Origin of the sequence: Paenalcaligenes niemegkensis (genome assembly GCF_022230885.1) — a bacterium.
GTDB classification, from domain to species: domain Bacteria; phylum Pseudomonadota; class Gammaproteobacteria; order Burkholderiales; family Burkholderiaceae_B; genus Paenalcaligenes; species Paenalcaligenes niemegkensis.
Genome location: NZ_JAKGCT010000004.1, coordinates 142,290 through 163,852 on the forward strand (window position 1 = coordinate 142,290; position 21,563 = coordinate 163,852).

A 21,563-nucleotide genomic window follows, 5' to 3' on the forward strand; every position below is an offset into this window, starting at 1 on the left:
AGAATGAGAACCACAGGAGGTTTCAGTCCGCCGTTCAAGCGATTGGTTTGGTCGAATTTTCTGGCTCAGGCTGCCGAGCAGATCGGTCTTGCAACAGCACCCCTGTTAGCGGTCTTTCTGTTTAACGCCAGCACCAGCGAGACGGCGACGCTACAGATGGTACAAACGCTGCCGTTTTTGTTGTTGGCCGTCCCGGCGGGCCTGTTGGCAGATCGTTCATCCCGTAAAACCGTTCTTGCCTGTGCAGAAGCTCTGCGCGCATTTTCGTTTGCTTTGATTCTGCTGTTGCTGGCTTTGGAAAACTTAACGCTTTCAACTTTGGCGCTGCTTGGCTTTATAGGTGCCATGGGCACGGTGGCTTATAACGTAACCACGCCAGGACTGGTACCGATTTTAGTGGAAAGGCCTCTGCTTTCTATGGCAAATAGCCGCCTGGAGCTTGCTCGTAGTATTGCTTTCACCTCGGGCCCCAGTGTAGCGGGACTCGTATTCAGTTCTGTTGGCGTGTCCTTATCTTATTGCATTGCCCTGATATTTTCCTTTTCCGCCGTTAACCTCTTACGCACTTTGCCCTCCAATTCCGTCACACCAAGACAGGGCAAGTTATGGGCGCAACTGACCGAAGGGGTCTCTTTTACCTTGGCAAGTCCGCTGCTGCGGCCTGTGCTGGTCACCGCTGTTATCTTCAATACGTCGTGGTTCATCCTACAAGCGGCGTTTGTTCCCTATGCGGTCCATCACCTGGGGTTATCCGCATTTGAGGTTGGAGTCACGATGGCCTGTTATGGCTTGGGTATGATTGGTGGTGCGGTTTTAGCGCCATGGATCAGTAAAAACATCTCGTTTGGTTCGATGATCCTTTCTGGCCCTATAGGTGCATTGTTAGGTGCGATAGTAATAGCATGCACGATTTGGTATCCGAGCTTCGCTCTTGCGTGCCTTGGTTTTTTCTTTTTGGAGCAGGGCCGATTCTTTGGACGGTGTCGACAACAACGCTTCGCCAAGCCGTCACCCCAACTGATCTAATAAGCCGCGTTTCCGCCGTCATCATGACAATGACTTATGGAGCAAGGCCGCTTGGAGCGTTAATAGCGGCTGCTATAGCAAGTGTTTATCCTCCCGAATACTGCATTCTCGTCGCAGCAATGGGTTTTATTGCACAGTTGGTAATCATAATGAGTTCAAAAGTTCCAAAATTGACCAACGTACCCGAGACAACTCCCATCTTGTTGACCTAATTCAATAACTGCACTCTCAAGTCCCATCGGGAGCCATCATGTCATCATAGACTCACCCCTCATCCCAGCCCAGTGTGGACCCAAGCAGTTCGCCTCGGATCAGGGAGCCGCCAGTTCGCGCAATTCGGGCATTTCGGGAAATGGTCGGCCAGTGTTGGGCGTTGATTCGAGTAACAGAAGCTGTTGCTCGATGGTCTGACCGGCTCGTCTGGCTGCTTCCTCATCGCTGCCCAGCCAGTCGGCGCAGTGTAGCGCTATGGGTGATATGGCGATGCATGGGAGGATAGACTTGCGCGATTACGGTATCAATATCCGTTTCCGAGAATTTCAGGCCTTTCATGACGGCTAATGCGGGCAGTTTCCGGCATACTGAATCGACCCAGTCGATCTCCTGTGCCGTCCCCAGCAATCTAGCCATCAGGGGCTCAATGGCGGACATATTGCTTATGGCTTACTGTAATCCAGCTACTGGCTATTAGACACTGTCTAATAAAAGGCGATAAGCAAAGAAAAAGCGCTTAAGTGATTAAACTTAAGCGCTTGATTTCTTTATCATTTGGTGGCGCATCCCTGATTCGAACAGGGGACCTGCGGATTATGATTCCGTCGCTCTAACCTGCTGAGCTAATGCGCCAAGAACGTTACTATAGCACGATTAAATTTAGAAAAGCAAGGTTTTGGCGCCCATTTATTACATTACTTTCTACTGTCATTTAGCAGGCTTTTAAAACCATTTTAAATACAAGGGCTTAGCTTAAAAGCCTCAAAAACAACAAATACGCCTGAGCAACTCAGCCTCAATACTATCTGCTTGGCTCAAGCTTTTTTCTGCTTATTAGGCTCTTTATCCGTCTTTCTGGCTTGGAAGCTGTAGGCAGCTACGCTTATGCCCGTACAATAGGGTTTTGGCGCATCGCACTCTGCTGACGCGCCATTGTTATCGTTATTTTTGATTCTTTACGTCAGCTTTCTATTTATGTCATCTCAATCTTTTAGTAGTTTATCGCTTTCGCACACGTTGCAAAGCAATTTGGCCCAGTTGGGTTTTAGCGAGATGACGCCGATTCAGGCCGAAAGCTTGCCGTTTATTCTCGAAGGTCGTGACCTTATTGCTCAAGCTAAAACCGGTAGCGGCAAGACCGCTGCTTTTGGTCTGGGTATCTTGCACAAGCTAAAGCCTGCGCGGTTTTCCATTCAAGCCCTGGTGCTGTGTCCTACGCGTGAGCTGGCAGGGCAGGTGGCCGAAGAGCTGCGCCGTCTGGCACGCTCTGAAAGCAATATCAAAATCCTGACTATCACCGGCGGGGTTCCTATGCAGCGCCAGATCGATTCCCTCGCTCATGGTGTGCATATTGTGGTGGGTACGCCAGGCCGTGTGCTGGATCATATTGCGCGGGGCACCATTGATCTGTCTCCAGTCGAAACGCTGGTGCTGGATGAAGCCGATCGCATGATTGATATGGGCTTTTATAACGATATGGTTGAAGTGGTGGCCGCATGCCCCCCGCGTCGTCAAACGCTGCTGTTCTCTGCAACGTATCCCGAGACCATACGTAAAGACTCCGGCCGGTTTCTGCGCGATGCGATTGAAGTCAAGGTGGAGTCCTTTGTTCGTGGTTCACAAATCGAACAGTTGTTTTTTGAGGTGGAGCCCGATGCACGTTATGAGGCAACGGCGCGTTTGCTGGGCTATTATCAGCCTGAGTCTGCTCTGGCCTTTTGTAATACCAAGGCGCAGTGCGATGGTTTGGCTAATTACCTGGTGTCGCTGGGCTTTAGTGCACTGACGCTGCATGGTGATTTAGAACAGCGCGATCGCGATGAAGTGCTGATTCAGTTTGCCAACGGCAGTTGCACGGTGCTGGTCGCCACTGATGTGGCTGCGCGTGGTCTGGATATTTCGTCGCTCGCGGCCGTGATCAATGTCGAGCTTCCGCGTGACCCCGAAGTATATATTCACCGTATTGGACGTACAGGACGAAGTCAGGAAAAAGGTCTGGCCTTAAGTTTAAGTACGCATTTCGATACGCAAATTGCTGGGCTTATCGAAGCCTACCAACAAAAGGGTTTGCAATGGGCCAAGCTGCGCTCCTTAAGTGTTAAAAACACACGCCCGGCTCCTGCGCCAATGGTTACCGCCGTTATTCTTGGAGGGAAAAAGATAAATTGCGCCCTGGCGATATTCTGGGCGCCTTTACCGGTGACGGGGGCTTGACGCGTGAGCAAGTCGGTAAAATTAATGTGGGTGTGGTCGTAAGTCATGTGGCGCTGGAAAGGCACGTTGCGTACGAGGCTTTGCAGCGGGTGGCAGATCACGGCATCAAAACCAAGCGTTTTAGAATGCATATTATTAGCCGTTAAGCTATGGGTACCACTGCTTCAAGAATGTTGCAGCCTACTGAGGAATAAAGATGAAAACAGTTAAACAAGTCGTATTGGCCATTGTCGCTGGCCTGACATTAAGCGCCTGCGCGCAGACGCCATCGTCTACAGCAGGCAGCCATTCGGGTGTACAGGTGTATGGCGAGATGGATGTGGGTGTAGGTACCCAGGAAATCCGAAACTAAACCACGGGTTTTTGTTTAATTATTTTTTTTGCGTATGCCAATGGATTATTGATCTTCGGGCTGTAGCAATAAGAAATGCCCCAAAGAGTAAATCGCCTTTGGGGCATTTTTGTACCGTCTGCGTTGTTGCTGTTTTGGGCGCCAGCTAATACTTATTTGGCATCCGTCACTTAGAGAGTGGCATCGGGGGCCCGGGGCTTTACTGTAGGAACCACGATGGGTGCGGTCGTAGGCTGTTCATCATCTGAGGGCGGCGCGGGCATTTTAGCTTCTGGTGGAAGCTCCCGGTTACCCAGGCCGGACAGGGCTGCGCTTAAGCTGTACAAGGGTTGAAATGACTCGGCCTGAGCCATGGGCCAGCCTGTTCTAAAGATGGTTTGACGATAGCGCTCTTGTAATAGCTCGCCTTTTTCCAGGTCAGGAAACAAGGCCGATAATACCCGAACTTCGCCGTTTGTAATGCGCTGTGCGATATGGTGCGGACGCAACTGATCCGGGTGTTGCAAGCCAGCCGCTTTCAGCAGGTCGGCCAACGCTTTCAAGGTGTTGTTGTGAAAGCTGGCTACCCGTAACGACTTGTCGGAGACCACCAGGGCCTCTTGGCGCCGCGGGTCTTGGGTAGTTACGCCCACTGGGCATTTCCCGGTATGACAGGTCAGGGCCTGGATGCAGCCTACCGCAAACATAAACCCGCGGGCGCTGTTGCACCAGTCGGCACCCAAAGCCATGATGCGGGCCATATCGAAGGCGCTGATGATTTTTCCCGAGGCGCCGATGCGTATTTGTTCACGTAACCCGATACCCACCAAGGTGTTATGCACCAACCGTAGCGATTCGCGAAGGGGTGTGCCCACATGGTCGATAAACTCTACGGGGGCGGCGCCGGTCCCGCCTTCGGAGCCATCTACGACGATAAAGTCAGGGGTAATACCAGTTTTAAGCATGGCCTTGGCAATGGAAAACCATTCCCAAGGGTGGCCAATCGTTAATTTGAAGCCTACGGGCTTGCCACCGGACAGCTCGCGTAAGCGTGCGACGAACTCGAGTAGTTCAATAGGCGTTGAAAAGGCATTGTGCTGGGCAGGTGAGTTGCAGTCTTGCCAGACAGGGACGTCGCGGGCAGCGGCAATTTCAGGAGTGACTTTAGCGCCGGGTAAAATACCACCCTGTCCAGGCTTGGCACCTTGAGAGAGTTTGATTTCGATCATCTTGATATTGTCTTGGCTGGCGCGCTCGGCAAACTTCTCGGGTGAAAAGTTACCGTGTTCGTCTCTACAGCCAAAATAGCCGGAGCCGATGTTCCAGATGAGGTCTCCGCCGTACATGGTGTGATAGCGGCTGACGCCACCTTCGCCAGTATCATGCGCAAAGTTGCCAAGCACAGCGCCTTTGTTAAGTGCCATGACCGCATTGGCTGAAAGTGCGCCGAAGCTCATGGCCGATATATTAAATACCGATAACGAGTAGGGCTTGGTACAGGCCGGCCCGCCGACGAGTGTACGAAAGTTGCTGTCTTTAATACTGCTCGGTGCCATGGAATGGTTCATCCATTCGTAGCCACTACCGTAAATGTCTTGCTGTGTACCAAAAGGGCGTTTGTCGTCTTGCTGCTTGGCACGTTGATACACCAGTGAGCGGTCAGCACGGGAAAAGGGCAGCTGTTGCGAGTCACTTTCAATGAAATACTGACGAATTTCAGGTCGTATGAATTCGAATAGAAAACGTAAGTTTCCGATAACCGGGTAGTTGCGTCGAATCGCATGACGGGTTTGATTGAGGTCTACGATGCCCAACACGCAAAGGGCAACAAACGGTATGGCGAGCAGCAACCACCATGGTGTCTGAAAAATTGAAAGTAATATAAATATCAGCGTGCCTAATAGCACTGCGTATAAGGCTGTATAACGCGTCATTAGACGATACATGCAAAAGCTCCGAACTGCTTTAAGGACTAAAACCAAAACCTAATTTTAAACCTTAACAGAAGCAAGTCCATAACTGTAGACAGAATAAATCAATAGATAGTAATAGCGCTTTTTGTTTTTCGAGCTAACATATATTTTTTAGACGATTATGAATGTATAGGGAACAAAGATGCAGGTTGTAACCACCTTGAAAACGGGCTCATGGAACGAGTTGGGTACCGATGCCATGCAGGTACGGAATCCTGTGTTCGTGATCGAGCAAAATGTGCCCGTAGAGCAAGAAATCGACAATGATGATGCCGTCAGCCTGCATGCTGTAATTTATAATGAGCATGGGGAACCCGTGGCTACAGGACGTTTGCTGCCGGATGGGCATATAGGCCGTATGGCGGTATTAGAGAATTACAGACGTTTGGGCTTAGGAGCTCGGCTATTACTGGGCTTGACCGACGAGGCCAGACGGCGTGGGCTGATGGAAGTCATCGTGTCCGCACAGGTGTACGCTTGTGCTTTTTACGAAAAGGCCGGTTTTACGGTTGTAGGCGAGCCTTATATTGAAGTCGGGATTAAGCATGTGCGTATGCGACGCGCGTTAACCATGTAATGTTAGGAATGGTAATTTAAATGTTTTTAAGTGACATTGATTTTTCTGAACTGTATATTCAGCATAAAAAAGTTCGGGCCGTGGAAGAACACCACTAGAAAAATGGGAAGCCCGCGCTGAAAAAATAAAAATAGGCCCTGTCGAAAATACCTATACCACTACTTTTAGCAATACCGTACAGCTTTCCAAAAACGATACCGTTCTGGACGTGGGCTGTGGCAGTGGCGCTTTAGCCGTGCTACTGGCAAAACGAGCCAAGCATGTGCATGCATTGGATTACAGTCCTGCCATGCTGAAAAGAGTGCAAGAGAACGCTGCTTTTCATCAGGTCAATAATATTTCAACAATATGCAAGGATTGGTACGAAAGCTGGGATGCTGTGCCGCAGTGTGATGTGGTTATTGCGTCGCGGTCTACCTTGGTGGACGATATGCAGGCCGCATTGTTACGTTTAAATCAGCATGCGCGTAAACGCGTCTATATCAGCTATCCGGCCAATCCCTATTTCGTTGATGCTCAGGTGGCCCGGATATTAGGCCGCGAAAAACAGGCTCTTCCTGATTATTTTTATATTCCGGCGATTTTGCATGCGATGGGGATCTACCCCAATCTGTCTTTTATCGAGTATCCAGGCCCATTGGCCGATACAGCAAATTTCGACGAGTTTCTGGCGCAGCTGGAAGAGGGTGAAAATCTAGGTGAATCGCAGCGATCCCGGTTGCAAGCCTGGTATGACGCTGACGTGGATAGAGCCGCAACGGGTGGCGAGCCTATACGGTGGGCACTAATCGATTGGGCGCCGCCGCACACACAGGAATAATGAGGGTAAATGCATTTAAACCGTGTAGTGATTATATATTTGGGTAGCTCCAGCACGTTTTAAGTCGCTGCCCAGTATCGAGCTTTGGTGCGGGGTGGTACAGATCTTTATCAAGGCGGGCGACGAAGAAAGACGGTGAGGAGCAGGGCGAAAACGCTCTGATGGCGAAATCATACTGCCAAATGCCAGCCCTACATAGGAGCCTACGCCAAACATTGCAAATACCCATAGCAGATGCAGGTAGCCAATACTGAAGTAAAAAGCAGCAACTCCACCTAAAGCAAGGCCGCCGACTGCAGCCCCAATAAGCGGTTGCGGACGTTTGTAGGGCGCAACAAGGGTCAGACTGTCACTGTCTGTTTGGTGCACATAAATGTCGCACCCCGTCTCATTGTCGGTAGAGGCAATACTAATAAGATGTGCAGGATAGCCGCGCTGAATTAGAGTCTCGGCGGCTACTTCGGCCGCTTCGCGAGTCTCAAACTTCCCAGTGACAGTCGTCATCCTAAAATTCCTTTTACAAGCAAGTTCATGATGTCGATACATGGAATTAGCAGCGACCTTAACAATATAGTGCGCTTTGTTCTACAAACTTGTTAAATATTGTTTGTATTATTCTCGGGGTTTTGCCTTGACAGAACCCTCGAGTTTAGGTACTTGGCATGGGCTTAAAGTAACCAGTCTATGGGGAGCTTGGAGAGAATGCCGATGCCGAATCTGGACATCATGCTGGTGCCTGGCTCCTGGGTGTGGATGATACTTGCTCCGTCATCCAGTTCGACCCAGATCAGCTTGCCTTCAGGGCTTAGCTTGACCTGATAGCTGGATCGGGGGATTTGCTTATCGAAGAGTGATGAGATTTCATTTGCTAGCTTGGGGCTGTGGATGACAAAGCCCAGTTCGGTATTTAAATGTGCCGAGCGTGGATCAAAATTAAACGAACCCACAAACAAACGGTCATGATCAATAGAGAAAGTTTTAGCGTGGAGGCTGGAGCCAGAACTGCCAAAACGGCCAATACCTGATTTTTTTAAGTCGCCGGAGGAGAGCTTCTTAAGCTCATACAGTTCTATGCCGTTAGCCAGCAAGATTTTACGCCATTTGGCATAGCCTGCATGAACCACGGCGACGTCGGTAGCATCGTAGGAATTGGTCAGTATCCGTATGTTCAGGCCATCGGTTTTCATAAGTTCGATAAAACTGTCGACCCCGGCTTTGGTGGGAACAAAATAAGAAGAAATCAGGTCGACCTGGGAGCGCGGTGTGCCGATGGCCCGGCTGAGCTGATAGGTGAACATGTCTCTTTCATGTGCCTTATCCAGCGCCTTGGCGGGATCATCGCTGATGATTTCGGTAGGCACCCACTCGACGCCCAGCTCGCCGCCTAGCAGGTCGCGAATAATGGCAGTGCGGCTAATAGCCTCTATGTAATCTTTGCGGCGATCGGGCAGTTTAAGATTGAGACGCGTCAAGTCGACTTTGGAAAGGTCATAGGCCTTCATGTCTTGCACAATGCTGCTAACCGGATAGGACGATTCACTAGACCAGTAGCGGTCAAAGTCTTCAGACACGTCGTTCACGACTTTGCCTATAGCGAGCACATCAAGGTCTGTAAAATGTATCTCGGAGACGGCGCCGAAGTATTCATCGCCGATATTGCGTCCACCTACAATCGTGGCGGAGTTATCGGCCGTGAACGATTTATTATGCATGCGGCGATTAAGGCGCTTGAACTCGAACAGGTAGCCCAGGAATTTGGGGCTGCGCAGCATAAAGGGGTTAAAGAGCCTGACTTGAATATTGGGATGGTTGTCCAGGGTGACCAGAGCCGTGTCCAGATCGGTAATGCCATTATCATCCAATAATAATCGTATACGTACGCCCCGGTCAGCGGCATCTTTCAGGGTTTGCAGCATAAGGCCGCCGGTAGTGTCGTTTCGCCAGATGTAGTATTGAATATCCAGGGTCTTTTGGGCGGCTTTGGCCAAGAGCACGCGTACGGCGAAGGCCTCATGAGCATCCGGTAACGAGCGAATGCCACTTAAGCCGGGGTGCGCCTTTGCCAGGGGTGAAAGGGCTTTACCCAGTTGGGTGTCTAGCGCTTCGCTGGTCGAAATGGCCGTGCTTTCAATCCGATGTCCTGCCGGAGGCAAACTACAGCCCAGCAGTGACGCCAAACTGAGCACGACAAGATATCGCCAAAGACGGTGTGACAAAATACGTAACATTAGCGCTACCTTTTAGAATTATCAGTTTTTGTGCCACCTAAGCATAAGAAAAGTTTGCAGATTAGGCTACTTGATGTTGTTGTATTCAAGTTTGAGCTTGTAATGAGTAAAAATTCAGGACGCACGTTAATGAAAGTCTCGACTTTTTTTGTTGAGTGTGGGTAGAAGATGACTAAGGTCCACAATTCGTTTTGTTAGCAGGCTTTGTGTTTGTTGATGGGACTGCCATACACCAAAGGCCCCAAGCAATGTGGCATGCCGTAATATTTGGCGTTGCCGTTCGGCAGTGTCTGCATGCAAGATGAGATTTATTTGTCCGAACTCGTCTTCCAGTGTGATGAACACAACCCCTTTGGCCGTACCAGGGCGCTGTCGCACCGTGACCATTCCGCAGGTGCGAATCAGCCGTCTGTCGGGCTGATCAAGCAATTGTTTAGAGCTTAAGTAGCGTCTGGCCTGTAAAGAGCTGCGAAGCAAGGCCAGGGGATGTGAGTTCAGGCTTATACCAGTGTGCTGATAATCGGACAGTAAATTACTGAGTTCATTGGGCTCGCTTAGTACGGGCCTATCTGTAGGGGCGTCAATAATAGGGCTTTCTTTTAATAGCCCTTTGTCAGGTAGACTGGCACTGGCTTCCCAGGCAGCCTGGTGGCGATGGCCGGCCAGGCTTTGTAAGGCGCCTGCATAAGCTAAAACGTCTATTTCATGTTTGTTAAGCTGTGCGCGCTGTGCGGCATCACGCACTGAACTAAATATTTGAACGGCCCGCGCTTCTTCCAGGCGCCAGCCACAGTCTTGGTTTAAGCCTTTAATTAAATTGAAACCCAGGCGTACTGCGGGCCGTTGGGCAGGGCCCATTTCGAGTTTGGCCTCCCAGTCGCTGTGCAAGAGGTCAATGGGCAGCACCTGGACCCGATGCCGCTGGGCATCTTGGATTAAGGTTGAAGGCGAATAAAAACCCATGGGCTGACTGTTGAGCAAGGCTGTTAAAAAAGCTTCAGGTTCATGGCGTTTTAGCCAGCTGCTGTGATAGGCCAATAGAGCAAAGCTTGCTGCATGGCTTTCAGGGAAACCATACTCACCAAAACCTTCGATTTGTTTGAAGATTTGTATGGCGAAGCCTTCTTCATAGCCATTAGTCTTCATACCCTCGATGATTTTGTGATAATACTTGCTGATGCCACCTTTGCGTTTCCAGGTAGCCATGGCGCGGCGCAGACCATTGGCATCGTCTGCACTGAAGCCTGCAGCAATCATGGCGATTTGCATGACCTGTTCCTGAAAAATAGGCACCCCTAAAGTGCGTTCCAGCGCGGCTTTAAGCTCTTCTTTAGGGTAAGAGACTTCTTCGTTTTTTCTCTGCGCTTTAAGTAAGGATGAACCATGCCGCCTTGAATGGGGCCGGGACGAACAATGGCAACCTGAACTACCAGATCGTAAAAGGTTTTAGGTTTTAACCTGGGAAGCATGGACATTTGCGCACGAGATTCAATTTGAAAGGTGCCGATGGTGTCCGCTGCCTGGATCATGCGGTAGGTAGGGAGGTCTTCCTGTTCGATATCCTGTTGTGTAAAGGGGCCTTCCGGCGTTCGGAAACATAATCAAGGGCGCGGCGTATTACAGACAGCATTCCCAGGGCCAGGATATCAACCTTTAAAAAGTTAAGCGCATCCAGGTCGTCTTTGTCCCACTGCACAATACGCCGATTAGGCATAGCGGCATTTTCTATGGGAACTAATCGCTTTAGACTTTCCCTGCCAATGACAAACCCTCCTGGGTGTTGAGAAAGGTGGCGAGGAAAGTTGATAAGGCTTTCGCTTAGTATCAACCACTGTTTGCTTTTTGCTGATGTCATGTCTACGCCGTATTCAGCCATGCGTTGAGCCACTTTTTCCCGGCCATCCCAGTAGCTATGGCCTTTGGCTACGCGATCAATGATTAAAGGATCTATGCCTAAAGCCTTGCCTACATCGCGCAAGGCACTTTTGGATCGGTAGGAAATCACCACTGCCGTAAGCGCCGCACGGTCTTTACCGTATTTATTATAAATATATTGAATGACTTCTTCGCGCCGTTGGTGCTCAAAATCTACATCGATGTCTGGCGGTTCGTTTCGTTCTTTACTGATAAAGCGTTCGAACAGGGTGGAGCTTTGGTCGGGGTCAACCTCGGTGATTGCCAGACAATAGCACACAGCGCTATTTGCCGCTGAACCCCGGCCCTGGCACAGTATTTGATGCTGACGCGCGAACTGCACAATGTCGTAAACCGTCAGGAAATAGGCTTCGAATTTTAGCTCTTGAATTAAGTCGAGTTCTTTCTCAAGCAGTTTTTGGACGTGCAGGGGTATGCCGTGGGGATAACGCCATCTGGCTCCTATGTAGGTTTGTTCACGCAAGTAATCGTGAGGATTGCGGTTTTCAGGGCAAATTTCATAGGGATACTGATATTGAATTTGCGTTAAAGAGAAGTTGCAGCGCTGTGCAATAACCACGCTTTCCTGTAAATGTTCAGGCGCATAAATATTGGCCAGGCGTACCCGTGTACGCAGATGCAGTTCGGCATTGGCATAGCGCCGGGTCGCAGACAAAGCAATGGTCGTGGTGTGCGCAATGGCTGTTAAGGTGTCGAGCAGGGGCTTACGTGAACGTACGTGCATGTGTACGTTGCCCGTAGCCACTATAGGCATTTGATATTGGCAGGCCACAGTGGCTAGTTGCTGCTTGTGTTGAGCGTCGCGGCTGCGTAGCTGCAGATTAAGGCCTAGCCAGCAGCGGCCTTCGAAATGAGCCTTAAGCCATAAGGCTTGTGCTTGTAATTCTGCCTGTTTGGCGCAGTATTCTGGTAGCAGGATGGCCAGGCAACCAGGCATGGCCGTTAACAAGGGGTTTTCAGGTGCACTGATATCAGTGGTGTGCAGCAGATAATCGCCTTTTTTAACCCGCTGTCTTCCCAGGCTGATCAGTTCGCATAAATTATTATAGCCTTCGAGGTTTTGAGCTAATAAAACCAGCCTGAGGGGGACAGGCAGACTGGAGTCTTGCAAGCGAAACGAGGCACCAATAATTAACTGTAATCCGATCTCGCTGGCTTCTACATGCGCACGCACCACGCCTGCCACTGAGCATTCGTCTGTAATTGCAAGTGCTGTATATCCTAGTTGATGTGCCCGCTGAACCAGTTCGTGGGGATGTGAAGCTGCTTTTAAAAAGCTGAAATTACTTAGGCAATGAAGTTCTGCGTAGTTAGGCAGTGCTGAAGTCAAAGGCATATTGTCACCCCTTAGGCGAAAAGCCCGTGCAAATACCATTCGCCCTTGTCTTTAAGGTCTTGGTATATCCAGTATCTGGAGCCGTCCTTGGCTTCGGCAATAAAATAGTCTCGTGCGATAGGGGAATCCCACCAGCCGTCTTCCAGGCGTTCAGGGCCGGAAATCATGTATAAGGGTGAGGTGTAAAAAGGGCGATGTTGCCTGACGGTTAAAGGCAGAGGCTTGGGCAATAGCCAAAAAGGCCGGGGACCTGTGGGCAAGAGCGCTGCGGCGTTTTCTTGCTTGGGGTGGCTAAGCCACCGATTGGCGTGCTCGGGCCTGTAGTCAGCAAGGGGAGCGGCTTCAAAGATGGCGTTTTCACCCAGACGGGCCTTTAGCAGGTCAAGTAAAGGAGGAAGTTCAGCCATCGCCCCGACAGGGTCAGGAAATAAGCTCTGGCTTTGAGTCTCGCGCGCCTGGAAATAATTAACCTGCAAAGAGATAGCAATGACAGGCGCGGGCAGGGTGTAGTGGTTCAGATGTTCTTGCAATAGTCGGGCCAGTACGACTGGGCACCAGCTTGGCGAACCCAGCTTCAGTTCCAGCAGACTTGGGCTAAGCAAATGAGGGGCACGTTCATGTTCAAGATAAAGAGATAATTGATTAATCGATAGCTGATGTGCTTGCAGCCAGCCACAAAGCTGTTCGATTAAACGCTGAGCGCGGTATTGTATGGCCGAGGCATGTTCGACACTGTCGTAAAGCTCGATTCTGGTGTTGAAGGTATCGGCTGCTTCTAAAAAGGCCAGGTGTTCGGGTTCTTTACCCAGGGCCTGATCCAGTTCGCTTAGCAGCAAGGGCGAGGTTCGGCGCAACAGGGCAGCCCGAGGCAGTGCGGCAAGGGCGCCCAGATTGGTGCAGCCAATAGCGCTTAGCCATGGTAAATGAGCCTGTGCCCGCTGCAGGTGTTCGCAAGAAATTGGTGCTAACAAACGGCCCAGGCGTTTAAAGCTCAGGGTACGGTGCTGGCGCCCAGGGCTATGCAGCAGTAAAAGTGAGCCGGTGGCGGTAGGGGCCATTGAGTGTCTGGACTTATAGCCACTGCGTTTCAATAGACTGCGTATGGCTTTGTATAAACGTAATGGCCCGCCAAATAGTCGAAGGCTGGCGCTGACATGCAAGGTGATGGTGTCTGGCCCTGTCAGGCTGACTTCAGGGGTGTATTGCATAAGGCTGATACCCACTTGTTCAAGCAGACGGGGCGCGGCCATGGGATCCAGGGGAATGATTTTGCAATCGGCGCATAGGGTAGGGACGCCGCCGACGCGCATGCCGGTACGCACTCCGGCAGCACTGGCAAGTGGCGAACAGCTAAGCACCACATCACGGTCAATGATGGCGATGGCCTGTGTAGGCCAATTCGGATTGTGGGCGTCCAGCTGCAGGTGTGGAAGTTTTATGCTGATCCAGCAAAGCATGTTCGTGACGGGTGTTGAGGTACAGGGGAATAAATACAGGGGAGTCTAAAGGCTTGCCCAGGCGTTTAATTATTTGAAGGCTCAGACCTTTAGCCTGAGGCTTTAGCTGCAGCCTTAGCGGAGCGGGCGAATGCTGTATTGCACTTTGTAAAGGACGCATAATGACAAATAGAGCATCATGGTGTTGGGCGGCTAAATGTAAGCGTCGCAACGCAGCAGAATGTATGTGTTCTTGCCACAGCAATACGGCACCAAAGCAACCTTGCTTTAACGCCTTTTCGCAAGCCCATAGGGCATCGGCCAGATAGCAGGTCTTGATGCTGTATAGCTGCGCGGGATTAGCCCCCCATTGTTGCCATGCGATGATATTAGGTATCAGCGGCGGGTTAATCAGGGCGATAGGTAGCTTCTGCTTCTGAAGCAGTGCGGGTTTTAGCAGTTGCAGTTCACCGATTCCGGGTTGTTGAAGTGCGAAATCGATAAGAGAGCCCAAGGGCCATCCTTGGCCGGGCAGCTGGGCGGACAACAATGGAAAACCGGTCTCCAGCCCTAAGCCGGAGGTGCTTAACACTTGCGAAGCCCTCCAGAGAGAAGGGTGTATATGTTCCGGGGAAAGCGGAGTTGTCATGGTGTGCGTATTTTTCAAGATTTGATTGCTGTATAAATATACAGTAGTTTTAGCCTTAGTTGAGCACTTCAGCAAGGGTTTAAATAGTGAGTGGCCCTGAAACTTGTAAGCAATGGCAGTTTTTATTTAACGTAAAGCCATAAAAACAAAGTCTTAGCGGCATAATTGATAGCACTTTCTTATTATTGATTCAGGATACGGTATGGCTGCCTTGCAACGATTTTTGCTTCGAACAGGCTTGGGCTTGAGCCTTCTGATTGTAATGACGCTTGCGTCTGGTAGCTGGGCAGCCGAAGCTATTTCTTTCGAGGCTCAACTGCAGCAAGCCAGGCAAACCCTAGATCAAATTCAAGGCAAACTCGAAAAAAAGACTCCTCCCTTGATGATGCCAGTCTGGTAGAAATGCGTAACGTCCTGCAAAGTGCGCAAACGCAAGCGACTGAGATCGTAAGCAAGCTTGAGCCCGAACTAAACAGTGTGCAGGCGCGTGTCAAAGAATTGGGACCGGTTGCCATTGATACCACTGAAACGCCTGAACTTAGCCAGCAGCGTACACAGCTTAACCAGGAACAGACCGAGCTCGATTCTCAAATTAAGTCTGCCCGTTTAATCCATGTGGAAGCCCGTCAAGGCATAGAGGAAATTGCTCAACAACGTCGGCTACGCTTTAAAACCGAGCTTGGGCAACGCTCTCAACCTGTGCTGACCCCTCGTTTTTGGGCTAACTTAAAGCGTGACTTTCCTAACGACTGGAAGCGCTTCCAATCGCTTAGCAATGATTTTGAAAAGGCTGTGCAGGCCGTTCCCCTGCGTACGTGGCTGGTAAGTTCCGCCTTGGCTGCGGTTCTGATCGTGATCTCGATCCTGTTGCGCAGAAGCATGCTTGAGTTCACGATTCGGCACACTAAACCCACACGTTTGCGGCGTTCTTTGGCTACCTTTTTTCAGGTTATTGTGTTTACGCTTGTGCCAGGGCTTATTGTTTCTGTCTTTGCGCACGGGCTAGAGTGGGATCAAACGCTGGATACGTCGTTAACTACCCTGGTTCAGGCCTGTACATCAGCGGCTTATATGGCTGGCTTTGTGACGGGTCTGGGCAAGGCCTTGCTATCGGCAAACCGTCCCACCTGGCGTCTTCCTCCCTTGTCAAACGGGATCGCCCGACGGCTAAGCTGGATTGCGCCAGTATTGGCTTTTCTGATTGTCATTACGTGGGTATCGCAGCCCTTGTTGAATTTAACCAATGCCAGCTTAAGCACCACGGTATTGATGGGGAATTTAACCACCATCACATTTAGCATTGTGATTGCCATATCAGCTATTCATCTGTCGGTGGCATTAAAGCGCAGTTTGGCTGAGCACGATCCTAATCTTCCGTTTTTACCCAAGTGGTTAAAAACCTTGCCCAGTCTTCTGGGGATAGTAATAGGGCTTAACCTGCTTGCACTGCTTTTTGGCTTTAATGCTTTTAGTGCCTTGGTTGTGCTTGAGTTAGTGTGGGTCGCCCTTATTTTCTGCAGCGCCTATCTTATGATGTTACTGGTGGGTGACAGTAGCCAGGCCATGCTGCAGCAGCTCAAGCTCTGGTGTACGAATGATGACATTAGCCAGATGCAATTGCGTACGCGTAGCCAGGTGGTTATTGTGCTGTCGGCCGTGCTTAAGGTGGCTTTGGTGTTCAGTGCCATCAGCCTGGCTTTTTCCCCCTTTGGCGAAGACCCTTCCGACTGGGTCAAGCGGCGGCTTGGCTTTCTTTACGAGGGTTTTAATTTAGGTGAGGCTGTACTCAAGCCTACCTCTCTGCTAATGGCTTTGGCCATCTTGCTAGGGGGCGTATATATTATTCGAATGCTGCGCAACTGGATGCAAGAGCAGTTTTTGCCGGCCACTCGTTTAGATCCCGGAATGCGCGTTTCAGCCTCGAATCTTTTTAGTTATGTGGGCTATTTTGTAGTGGGGGCAATGACGATTTCCTCGCTGGGAATAGGCCTGGAACGCATGGCCTGGATTCTGAGTGCTTTGTCTGTGGGTATTGGTTTTGGTTTGCAGGCAGTGGTGCAGAACTTTGTTTCAGGTTTGATTTTACTGGCCGAGCGCCCCATTAAAGTAGGAGACTGGGTCAGTTTGAATGGTGTCGAAGGTAATGTACGGCGCATTAACGCTCGTGCTACTGAAATCGAAATGTTCGACCGCTCTACCTTAATTGTTCCCAACTCTGAGTTCATTACAAAAACGGTACGTAATGTGACTTTGACCAATCCGTTAGGTGTGGTGAAATTAAGTTTATTGATGCCGATGAAAACCGATGCGGATCAGGTCGCTGAAGTTTTGCGCCAGGCAATGGCCTCGCAGGCCGATATTCTTGAGGACCCGGCGCCTTCGGTTAGCCTGGATGGTTTCGACGCCAATGGACTCGCATTTTCTGCAAACTGTTTTGTCAGTAGCCCTCGTCATTCGTCACGTGTACGCAGCGCTTTGTTTTTTGAAATAGTGCGACGTTTGAGGCAGGCCGACCTTAGTTTGCATCCCACGCAAAATGTAACCGTAAAGCCTGATGCTCAATCGGTTGCTTCAGTGTCTGGAAAACAGGGCACAGACGAAATTACTGAAGCGTTAAACCGTAAATAACAAGGCTGAAAATGCGGCTTTCTGCGCGTGGGCCTGTTCGGCAGAATAGGGTTTCGCAGGCACTTTTCCCCATACCGGAGCCGGCCATGCCGCGTCGCTTTTGTGTCGGGCAATAATGTGCATATGCAATTGAGGAACCATATTTCCCAAGGTGGCAATATTCATCTTGTCGGCTTTGCTGTAGACAGACAAGGCCTTCGCTACGGCGGTGGTTTCTGTCCATAATTGCTGTTGATCTTCAGCATTAAGCTCAAAGATCTCACTGATATCGGGGCGCTTGGGTACCAAGATAAGCCAGGGATACTGCTGATCATTGATCAGCAGCACTTTGCAAAGAGATAGCTCGCCGATTTCAATGGTGTCAGCAGCAAGAGTAGGGTGTAGGCTAAACATAATTACGGTATGCGTACGCTTAAAGGGATTGTAACGGGGCCATCGTTTATTAATGCCACCTGCATATCCGCACCAAATAAACCGGCTTCTACCGGATTATGCAGCTGCTTTGCCTGCGCGACCAGGTAGTTAAATAAAAAACGGCCCAGGTCAGGCGGGGCCGCTTTGGTGAACCCGGGGCGGTTGCCCCGGCTGGTATCTGCGGCCAAGGTGAATTGGCTTACCAATAATAAACCGCCATTTAGCTGCTGCAGGCTATCATTCATTTTGCCCTCGGCATCATTAAAGATCCGCAGCTTCAGCAGCTTGGCGAGCAGAGCATCGGCTGTGGCAGGAGTGTCATCAGGTTCTGCACACACAAGCACTAATAAGCCTTGACCGATACTTGCGATGCGCTCACCCGAAACTTCAACATTGGCCGAGCGAACCCGTTGTACAACAGCTAGCATGGTTATCCTTTTTACTCAGGCGAATCATCGCACTTAAAATGCAGCTTGCAGTTTTCGGGTAGTTTTGGGGGAGGGCTGGTTCGTTGCAAACCTTGCTCCGCCTGCTGATCACCGGCCTTGGCGAAACGGATTAATCGCTGTCGGTTGATGATCAGTGCTACGCGCTCAAGCTGCAGCAATAGGTCGGTATTAATGTGGGAGCCGAGGCTGGTCCAATATCCCGAATGCAAATCGGCTCGCCGTAGCCAGCTTGGCTCGAAAGAACCGATGAACTGGTTGGTGTCAGTGCTTATCTTTAAGCGGCTGGAACCCGACACGCTACGGGCGGTAAATTGTTGATTATTGAGGCTGAAAGTGTAGCCACTGTTGCTGGAAGTCATATTAGCTCCGTTTTAGCTCTTGAGGCCGGTGGCCAAGGTGAGCAAGTTGGATTAAAACACCTCTGAGGCGCAGGCCGGGTTATTAAGCCCAACTAGGTTTTGCGACACAGAAACAATAAAGCCCGCTACAAAGCGGGCTTTATTAACTTACCCACTTGGTTGCCGACGGTTGGCCATATCATGAATCCACCTTGTGAGGGTACACAGGTTGGCATGGGCATTACCCAACTCTTGATATTGAATAAATTCTACCATGCCTGGAATGAATGTCCAGAGCACTAGCGTAGCTATGTTGCAAGCTGTGCGCCTATGCGGGAAAGCAGAGCGTGTGAACGGCGCACTGCAAATTAGGGCAGTGCACCGTTTAAGAACGGTTTAGGAACTTTTTTGGCCACAGAAGCTGACTTCCCGGCGGTTGCCCGTGTTTTGGCCGCACTTTTTTTCACTGCGGATTTTTTAGCCACGGTTTTTTTAGCTACTGCTTTTTTAATAGCTGTTTTTTTGGCCGCCGTAGTTTTAGTAACCGTGCTTTTGCGGGCGGGCCTTTTGATAGCGGGTTTCTCTGTGCTGGTGGTGGCAGGAGCAGAGGTTTCAGAGGGCGTTTTAGCGATAGCAGCATGTTCACGATCAGTGGCTGTGTGTGGCGTGGCGGAAACCGGGGAAGCCTCAGCTACAGAGTTTTGTTGAGCCGCCTGCTCAAAGATTTCCAGCACTTCATTAAGACGTTCGAGTTCAGCAGGACTAATTTGCGTTCCCGCTGTGGCCACAGCAAAGACGCGTCTAGCCAATTGGCGAATTTCGTCAGAACTACCCTCTCTTAACAGATGTCCAATGCTGCTAACCGCTTTTGTAGTATCAGCAGTCAAGATTTTTGCCTGTTCCCGTACGGTCAGCCTAAAGGGCTTGGTGTCGTGAAAATCGCACTCGGGACATTCATGCAATTGTTTGGCCTGCTCAAAATGACGTTCGTCGGCGCTGCCCCGTGACTGCAACATGTAAAAGATTGCACGTACACCGGCTTCAAGCAAGCCACCTTCAGTCATGGCATGATTGATTTGCTCCCGTTGATACTCGGTAGGCTGCTTAAAAGATTGGGGGATAGATTTGGCTTCGGATTCGTTGTGCAGGTCTTGAACCGGATAGCTATATAACAGCTTGAACCAGTTTTCATATTGCTGATCACGTTGATCTCTATACAGATTCAATGCGTCTTCTATAGCTGAAGATGTTTGTTTTTGCCACTGCCAGAAGGGGTTTTCTTCTGCTACAGGCTGGCGTGTCTCACGTACCTGATCGGCCATGCTTTTTATGACCGCAGCCATTGGGTTCGCACTAGACCACCATTCGTAAGAAGTTCGCAACGGGTGAGTGGCTTGTAAAAAACGGGCTGATTGAGGTGTGCTAAGGGCCTTCACCCAAGGCTGCATTACGCTTTTGTAGAAATCCAGGTTTTGTTCTGAAACGTTTGCTGCCCGTGCAAACCGTTTGTTGCTTTCAGGGTCGTCTTTGACGATGTCCTGGATGGCGGAGATGGAACGCCCACGAATATTCAGGCGATAAGGATCGTGTATGGGATTTCGTTCGTCTTCTGCCACGTCGTCGACGCTGGCCTGGTAAATTCCGGCAGGCAAAAGATTAATCAGTTCAATATTATTGGCAAATTCGGCGTGTTCTTTGCTGCCCACCTTGGACGATACAAAAATACCCAGGTGACCAATACTTTCGTGGGTAGCATACACAATGGTCTGGTCGTTTTCCACGACTTCAGCATCAGAGCGGTAGAGGTCTGTGATCCAGCCCAAAGCCTGTGGCGGTGGAGTGATGTTATCGCCGTAAGAGCTGAACACCACGATGGGTGACCGTATGTTTCGCAGGTCTATGGGTTGTCCGTCTGATGTTCGCAGCTGGACTGTGCTTAATTTATTTCCAATAAATAAATTATCAACGATGTACTGCATCTCGACATCGTTTAAGTAGACATATCCACCCCAGTATTTTTCGAATTGCAGATAGCGGGGCGCTTCGGTGTCGATATTGGAGTATAAGTGGTGGTTTTTGCTCCACCATGTATTGGCGGGGCTCAGGCTTTCAAAGTTTTGAACCAGCCACGCGCCATCAAAATGCCCATTTCCCAGATCGCTGGTAAAGGCAGCGAGCCAACTACCGCCCACGAGCCCGCCGGTGTAGCGCATGGGGGCGTCACCGGCCCAGTAGGACATAGGAGCACCCGCTACAATGATGGGGCCAAATAACTCTGGCCATAGTGCAGCAGCCATTAAAATTTGCCAGCCGGCCTGACAATTGCCGATAACGGCTGGTTTGCCCACACTTTCAGGGTGCAGCTCGCCCACTTTGCGAACAAAGGCAGCCTCGGCCCGCATTACGTCTTCAACCGTTTGTCCGGGTTCAGGATCAGGCGTAAATCCGACAAAGTAGCAGGGATGGCCGGCATTTAACGCCGCACCAATTTCGCTTTCGGGTTTGAAGCCGCCAATACCAGGGCCATGTCCTGCACGGGGATCCACCACAATAAATGGACGCTTACGCGGATCAGGGGTTTGGTCGGGCCCTGGAGTAATACGTACCAGCCAGTAATTAACAGGATGCTCAAGCTCACGGCCGGAAAGAACGGGCTCGCAGGGGAAACTCAATACAGTAGGAACTTCCAGTGCCAGGTGTTCGCGATATTGATCACCGCGCTGACGCTGCACATCGGCATACAGAATAAGGCGTTGCCACGCATCTACGCCGTATTCCCATGCGGCGAGGCCGAACCCTAAGGGGTTGGTAGGCAAAGCATTAAGTGGGGAGTCGTGAGGAGGAGTTGCAGACATGGTAAACCTTAATTTATGTTGACCTTGGCGAGCGCTTGCTGCTGACAGGAAATAGTAAACCGTATTTACCGCTATATTCAAATCAAAGCAGGGAATGCTTTGGTTTTCTTTATATATATTAATAATATAGCTGTGTTTTTT

General features: G+C 50.3%; 18 protein-coding genes, 1 tRNA gene, 2 pseudogenes and 1 riboswitch. Of the genes and pseudogenes, 7 read left to right on the top strand and 14 right to left on the bottom strand.

Going from position 1 to position 21,563, the window contains the following annotated elements; all coding sequences use genetic code 11:
- Positions 1-3 precede the first annotated feature (3 nt).
- Positions 4-1,026 (top strand): MFS transporter, encoded by a 1,023-nt coding sequence (locus L1889_RS04600; protein ID WP_308217595.1) that lies wholly within the window; start codon positions 4-6, stop codon positions 1,024-1,026.
- A 432-nt stretch (positions 1,027-1,458) separates the two neighbouring features.
- On the opposite strand, the gene L1889_RS04605 is transcribed toward L1889_RS04600, so the two are convergent.
- Positions 1,459-1,656 carry a hypothetical protein gene (locus L1889_RS04605; RefSeq protein ID WP_238664114.1) on the bottom strand — a complete coding sequence of 66 codons (198 nt, stop codon included), beginning with the start codon at positions 1,654-1,656 and terminating at the stop codon, positions 1,459-1,461.
- 139 nt (positions 1,657-1,795) lie between these two features.
- Positions 1,796-1,872: transfer RNA gene (locus L1889_RS04610), tRNA-Met, on the bottom strand.
- Between the two features lie 342 nt (positions 1,873-2,214).
- On the opposite strand from L1889_RS04610, the pseudogene dbpA reads away from it, so the two are divergent.
- Positions 2,215-3,599, top strand: a pseudogene (dbpA, locus tag L1889_RS04615) (ATP-dependent RNA helicase DbpA).
- 50 nt (positions 3,600-3,649) lie between these two features.
- Positions 3,650-3,805, top strand: a complete 156-nt coding sequence (locus L1889_RS04620; protein WP_238664116.1) for a hypothetical protein — start codon at positions 3,650-3,652, stop codon at positions 3,803-3,805.
- A 170-nt stretch (positions 3,806-3,975) separates the two neighbouring features.
- Here L1889_RS04620 and L1889_RS04625 read toward each other — a convergent pair whose 3' ends face one another.
- Entirely contained in the window at positions 3,976-5,730 is a 1,755-nt protein-coding gene (locus L1889_RS04625) for an FMN-binding glutamate synthase family protein (RefSeq protein WP_238664117.1), read from the bottom strand.
- Between the two features lie 169 nt (positions 5,731-5,899).
- Here L1889_RS04625 and L1889_RS04630 point away from each other — a divergent pair, with 169 nt between their 5' ends.
- Positions 5,900-6,334, top strand: a complete 435-nt coding sequence (locus tag L1889_RS04630) for a GNAT family N-acetyltransferase (RefSeq protein WP_238664119.1) — start codon at positions 5,900-5,902, stop codon at positions 6,332-6,334.
- Positions 6,335-6,464: 130 nt separating this feature from the next.
- The gene (locus L1889_RS04635) at positions 6,465-7,154 is read left to right on the top strand and encodes a class I SAM-dependent methyltransferase (protein WP_308217662.1); all 690 of its coding nucleotides are present in this window, start codon (positions 6,465-6,467) and stop codon (positions 7,152-7,154) included.
- A 15-nt stretch (positions 7,155-7,169) separates the two neighbouring features.
- Here L1889_RS04635 and L1889_RS04640 read toward each other — a convergent pair whose 3' ends face one another.
- From L1889_RS04640 to imuA, 7 genes and pseudogenes are all read right to left on the bottom strand, one after another.
- Complete coding sequence (locus L1889_RS04640; RefSeq protein WP_238664122.1) at positions 7,170-7,658, bottom strand: hypothetical protein; 489 nt, start codon at positions 7,656-7,658, stop codon at positions 7,170-7,172.
- A gap of 164 nt (positions 7,659-7,822) precedes the next feature.
- Positions 7,823-9,382: a phospholipase D family protein gene (locus L1889_RS04645; protein ID WP_238664123.1), complete on the bottom strand. Its 1,560-nt coding sequence runs from the start codon at positions 9,380-9,382 to the stop codon at positions 7,823-7,825.
- 126 nt (positions 9,383-9,508) lie between these two features.
- Positions 9,509-10,588, bottom strand: a complete 1,080-nt coding sequence (locus L1889_RS19065; RefSeq protein WP_372871712.1) for a helix-hairpin-helix domain-containing protein — start codon at positions 10,586-10,588, stop codon at positions 9,509-9,511.
- Positions 10,574-10,911, bottom strand: a pseudogene (locus L1889_RS19070) (error-prone DNA polymerase); the annotation flags it as partial. The gene L1889_RS19065 and the pseudogene L1889_RS19070, both read right to left, overlap by 15 nt.
- On the bottom strand, positions 10,908-12,653 hold the full coding sequence (locus L1889_RS19075; RefSeq protein WP_372871179.1) for a PHP domain-containing protein: 1,746 nt from the start codon (positions 12,651-12,653) through the stop codon (positions 10,908-10,910). The gene L1889_RS19075 and the pseudogene L1889_RS19070, both read right to left, overlap by 4 nt.
- An 11-nt stretch (positions 12,654-12,664) precedes the next feature.
- A complete protein-coding gene (locus L1889_RS04655; RefSeq protein ID WP_238664125.1) occupies positions 12,665-14,110 on the bottom strand; it encodes a Y-family DNA polymerase in 1,446 nt (481 codons plus the stop codon).
- Complete coding sequence (imuA, locus tag L1889_RS04660; protein WP_238664126.1) at positions 14,022-14,756, bottom strand: translesion DNA synthesis-associated protein ImuA; 735 nt, start codon at positions 14,754-14,756, stop codon at positions 14,022-14,024. The genes L1889_RS04655 and imuA overlap by 89 nt, the downstream gene beginning before the upstream one ends.
- Before the next feature lie 184 nt (positions 14,757-14,940).
- Here imuA and L1889_RS04665 point away from each other — a divergent pair, with 184 nt between their 5' ends.
- Both L1889_RS04665 and L1889_RS04670 read left to right on the top strand, forming a co-directional pair.
- On the top strand, positions 14,941-15,138 hold the full coding sequence (locus L1889_RS04665; protein WP_238664128.1) for a hypothetical protein: 198 nt from the start codon (positions 14,941-14,943) through the stop codon (positions 15,136-15,138).
- Positions 15,139-15,140: 2 nt separating this feature from the next.
- A complete protein-coding gene (locus tag L1889_RS04670; protein ID WP_238664129.1) occupies positions 15,141-17,366 on the top strand; it encodes a DUF3772 domain-containing protein in 2,226 nt (741 codons plus the stop codon).
- Here L1889_RS04670 and L1889_RS04675 read toward each other — a convergent pair.
- From L1889_RS04675 to L1889_RS04690, 4 genes are all read right to left on the bottom strand, one after another.
- Entirely contained in the window at positions 17,352-17,759 is a 408-nt protein-coding gene (locus L1889_RS04675) for an HIT domain-containing protein (RefSeq protein WP_238664131.1), read from the bottom strand. The genes L1889_RS04670 and L1889_RS04675 overlap by 15 nt on opposite strands.
- Before the next feature lie 2 nt (positions 17,760-17,761).
- Positions 17,762-18,208 carry a D-aminoacyl-tRNA deacylase gene (gene dtd, locus L1889_RS04680; protein ID WP_238664133.1) on the bottom strand — a complete coding sequence of 149 codons (447 nt, stop codon included), beginning with the start codon at positions 18,206-18,208 and terminating at the stop codon, positions 17,762-17,764.
- Between the two features lie 11 nt (positions 18,209-18,219).
- On the bottom strand, positions 18,220-18,588 hold the full coding sequence (locus L1889_RS04685) for a hypothetical protein (RefSeq protein ID WP_238664135.1): 369 nt from the start codon (positions 18,586-18,588) through the stop codon (positions 18,220-18,222).
- A 145-nt stretch (positions 18,589-18,733) separates the two neighbouring features.
- Positions 18,734-18,831: riboswitch (SAM-I-IV-variant riboswitch) on the bottom strand.
- A gap of 104 nt (positions 18,832-18,935) precedes the next feature.
- The gene (locus L1889_RS04690; RefSeq protein WP_238664137.1) at positions 18,936-21,422 is read right to left on the bottom strand and encodes a DUF3141 domain-containing protein; all 2,487 of its coding nucleotides are present in this window, start codon (positions 21,420-21,422) and stop codon (positions 18,936-18,938) included.
- Positions 21,423-21,563 lie beyond the last annotated feature (141 nt).

Bases quoted from the DNA above. Each gene is read 5' to 3' on its own strand.
- dtd (WP_238664133.1), bottom strand. From the start codon at position 18,208: ATGCTAGCTGTTGTACAACGGGTTCGCTCGGCCAATGTTGAAGTTTCG.
- L1889_RS04620 (WP_238664116.1), top strand. From the start codon at position 3,650: ATGAAAACAGTTAAACAAGTCGTATTGGCCATTGTCGCTGGCCTGACA.
- L1889_RS04630 (WP_238664119.1), top strand. From the start codon at position 5,900: ATGCAGGTTGTAACCACCTTGAAAACGGGCTCATGGAACGAGTTGGGT.
- L1889_RS04625 (WP_238664117.1), bottom strand. From the start codon at position 5,730: ATGTATCGTCTAATGACGCGTTATACAGCCTTATACGCAGTGCTATTA.
- L1889_RS04600 (WP_308217595.1), top strand. From the start codon at position 4: ATGAGAACCACAGGAGGTTTCAGTCCGCCGTTCAAGCGATTGGTTTGG.
- L1889_RS19075 (WP_372871179.1), bottom strand. From the start codon at position 12,653: ATGCCTTTGACTTCAGCACTGCCTAACTACGCAGAACTTCATTGCCTA.
- L1889_RS04670 (WP_238664129.1), top strand. From the start codon at position 15,141: ATGCGTAACGTCCTGCAAAGTGCGCAAACGCAAGCGACTGAGATCGTA.
- L1889_RS04675 (WP_238664131.1), bottom strand. From the start codon at position 17,759: ATGTTTAGCCTACACCCTACTCTTGCTGCTGACACCATTGAAATCGGC.
- L1889_RS04640 (WP_238664122.1), bottom strand. From the start codon at position 7,658: ATGACGACTGTCACTGGGAAGTTTGAGACTCGCGAAGCGGCCGAAGTA.
- L1889_RS04685 (WP_238664135.1), bottom strand. From the start codon at position 18,588: ATGACTTCCAGCAACAGTGGCTACACTTTCAGCCTCAATAATCAACAA.
- L1889_RS04665 (WP_238664128.1), top strand. From the start codon at position 14,941: ATGGCTGCCTTGCAACGATTTTTGCTTCGAACAGGCTTGGGCTTGAGC.
- L1889_RS04645 (WP_238664123.1), bottom strand. From the start codon at position 9,382: ATGTTACGTATTTTGTCACACCGTCTTTGGCGATATCTTGTCGTGCTC.
- L1889_RS04605 (WP_238664114.1), bottom strand. From the start codon at position 1,656: ATGGCTAGATTGCTGGGGACGGCACAGGAGATCGACTGGGTCGATTCA.
- L1889_RS04690 (WP_238664137.1), bottom strand. From the start codon at position 21,422: ATGTCTGCAACTCCTCCTCACGACTCCCCACTTAATGCTTTGCCTACC.
- L1889_RS19065 (WP_372871712.1), bottom strand. From the start codon at position 10,588: ATGGCTACCTGGAAACGCAAAGGTGGCATCAGCAAGTATTATCACAAA.
- L1889_RS04655 (WP_238664125.1), bottom strand. From the start codon at position 14,110: ATGCTTTGCTGGATCAGCATAAAACTTCCACACCTGCAGCTGGACGCC.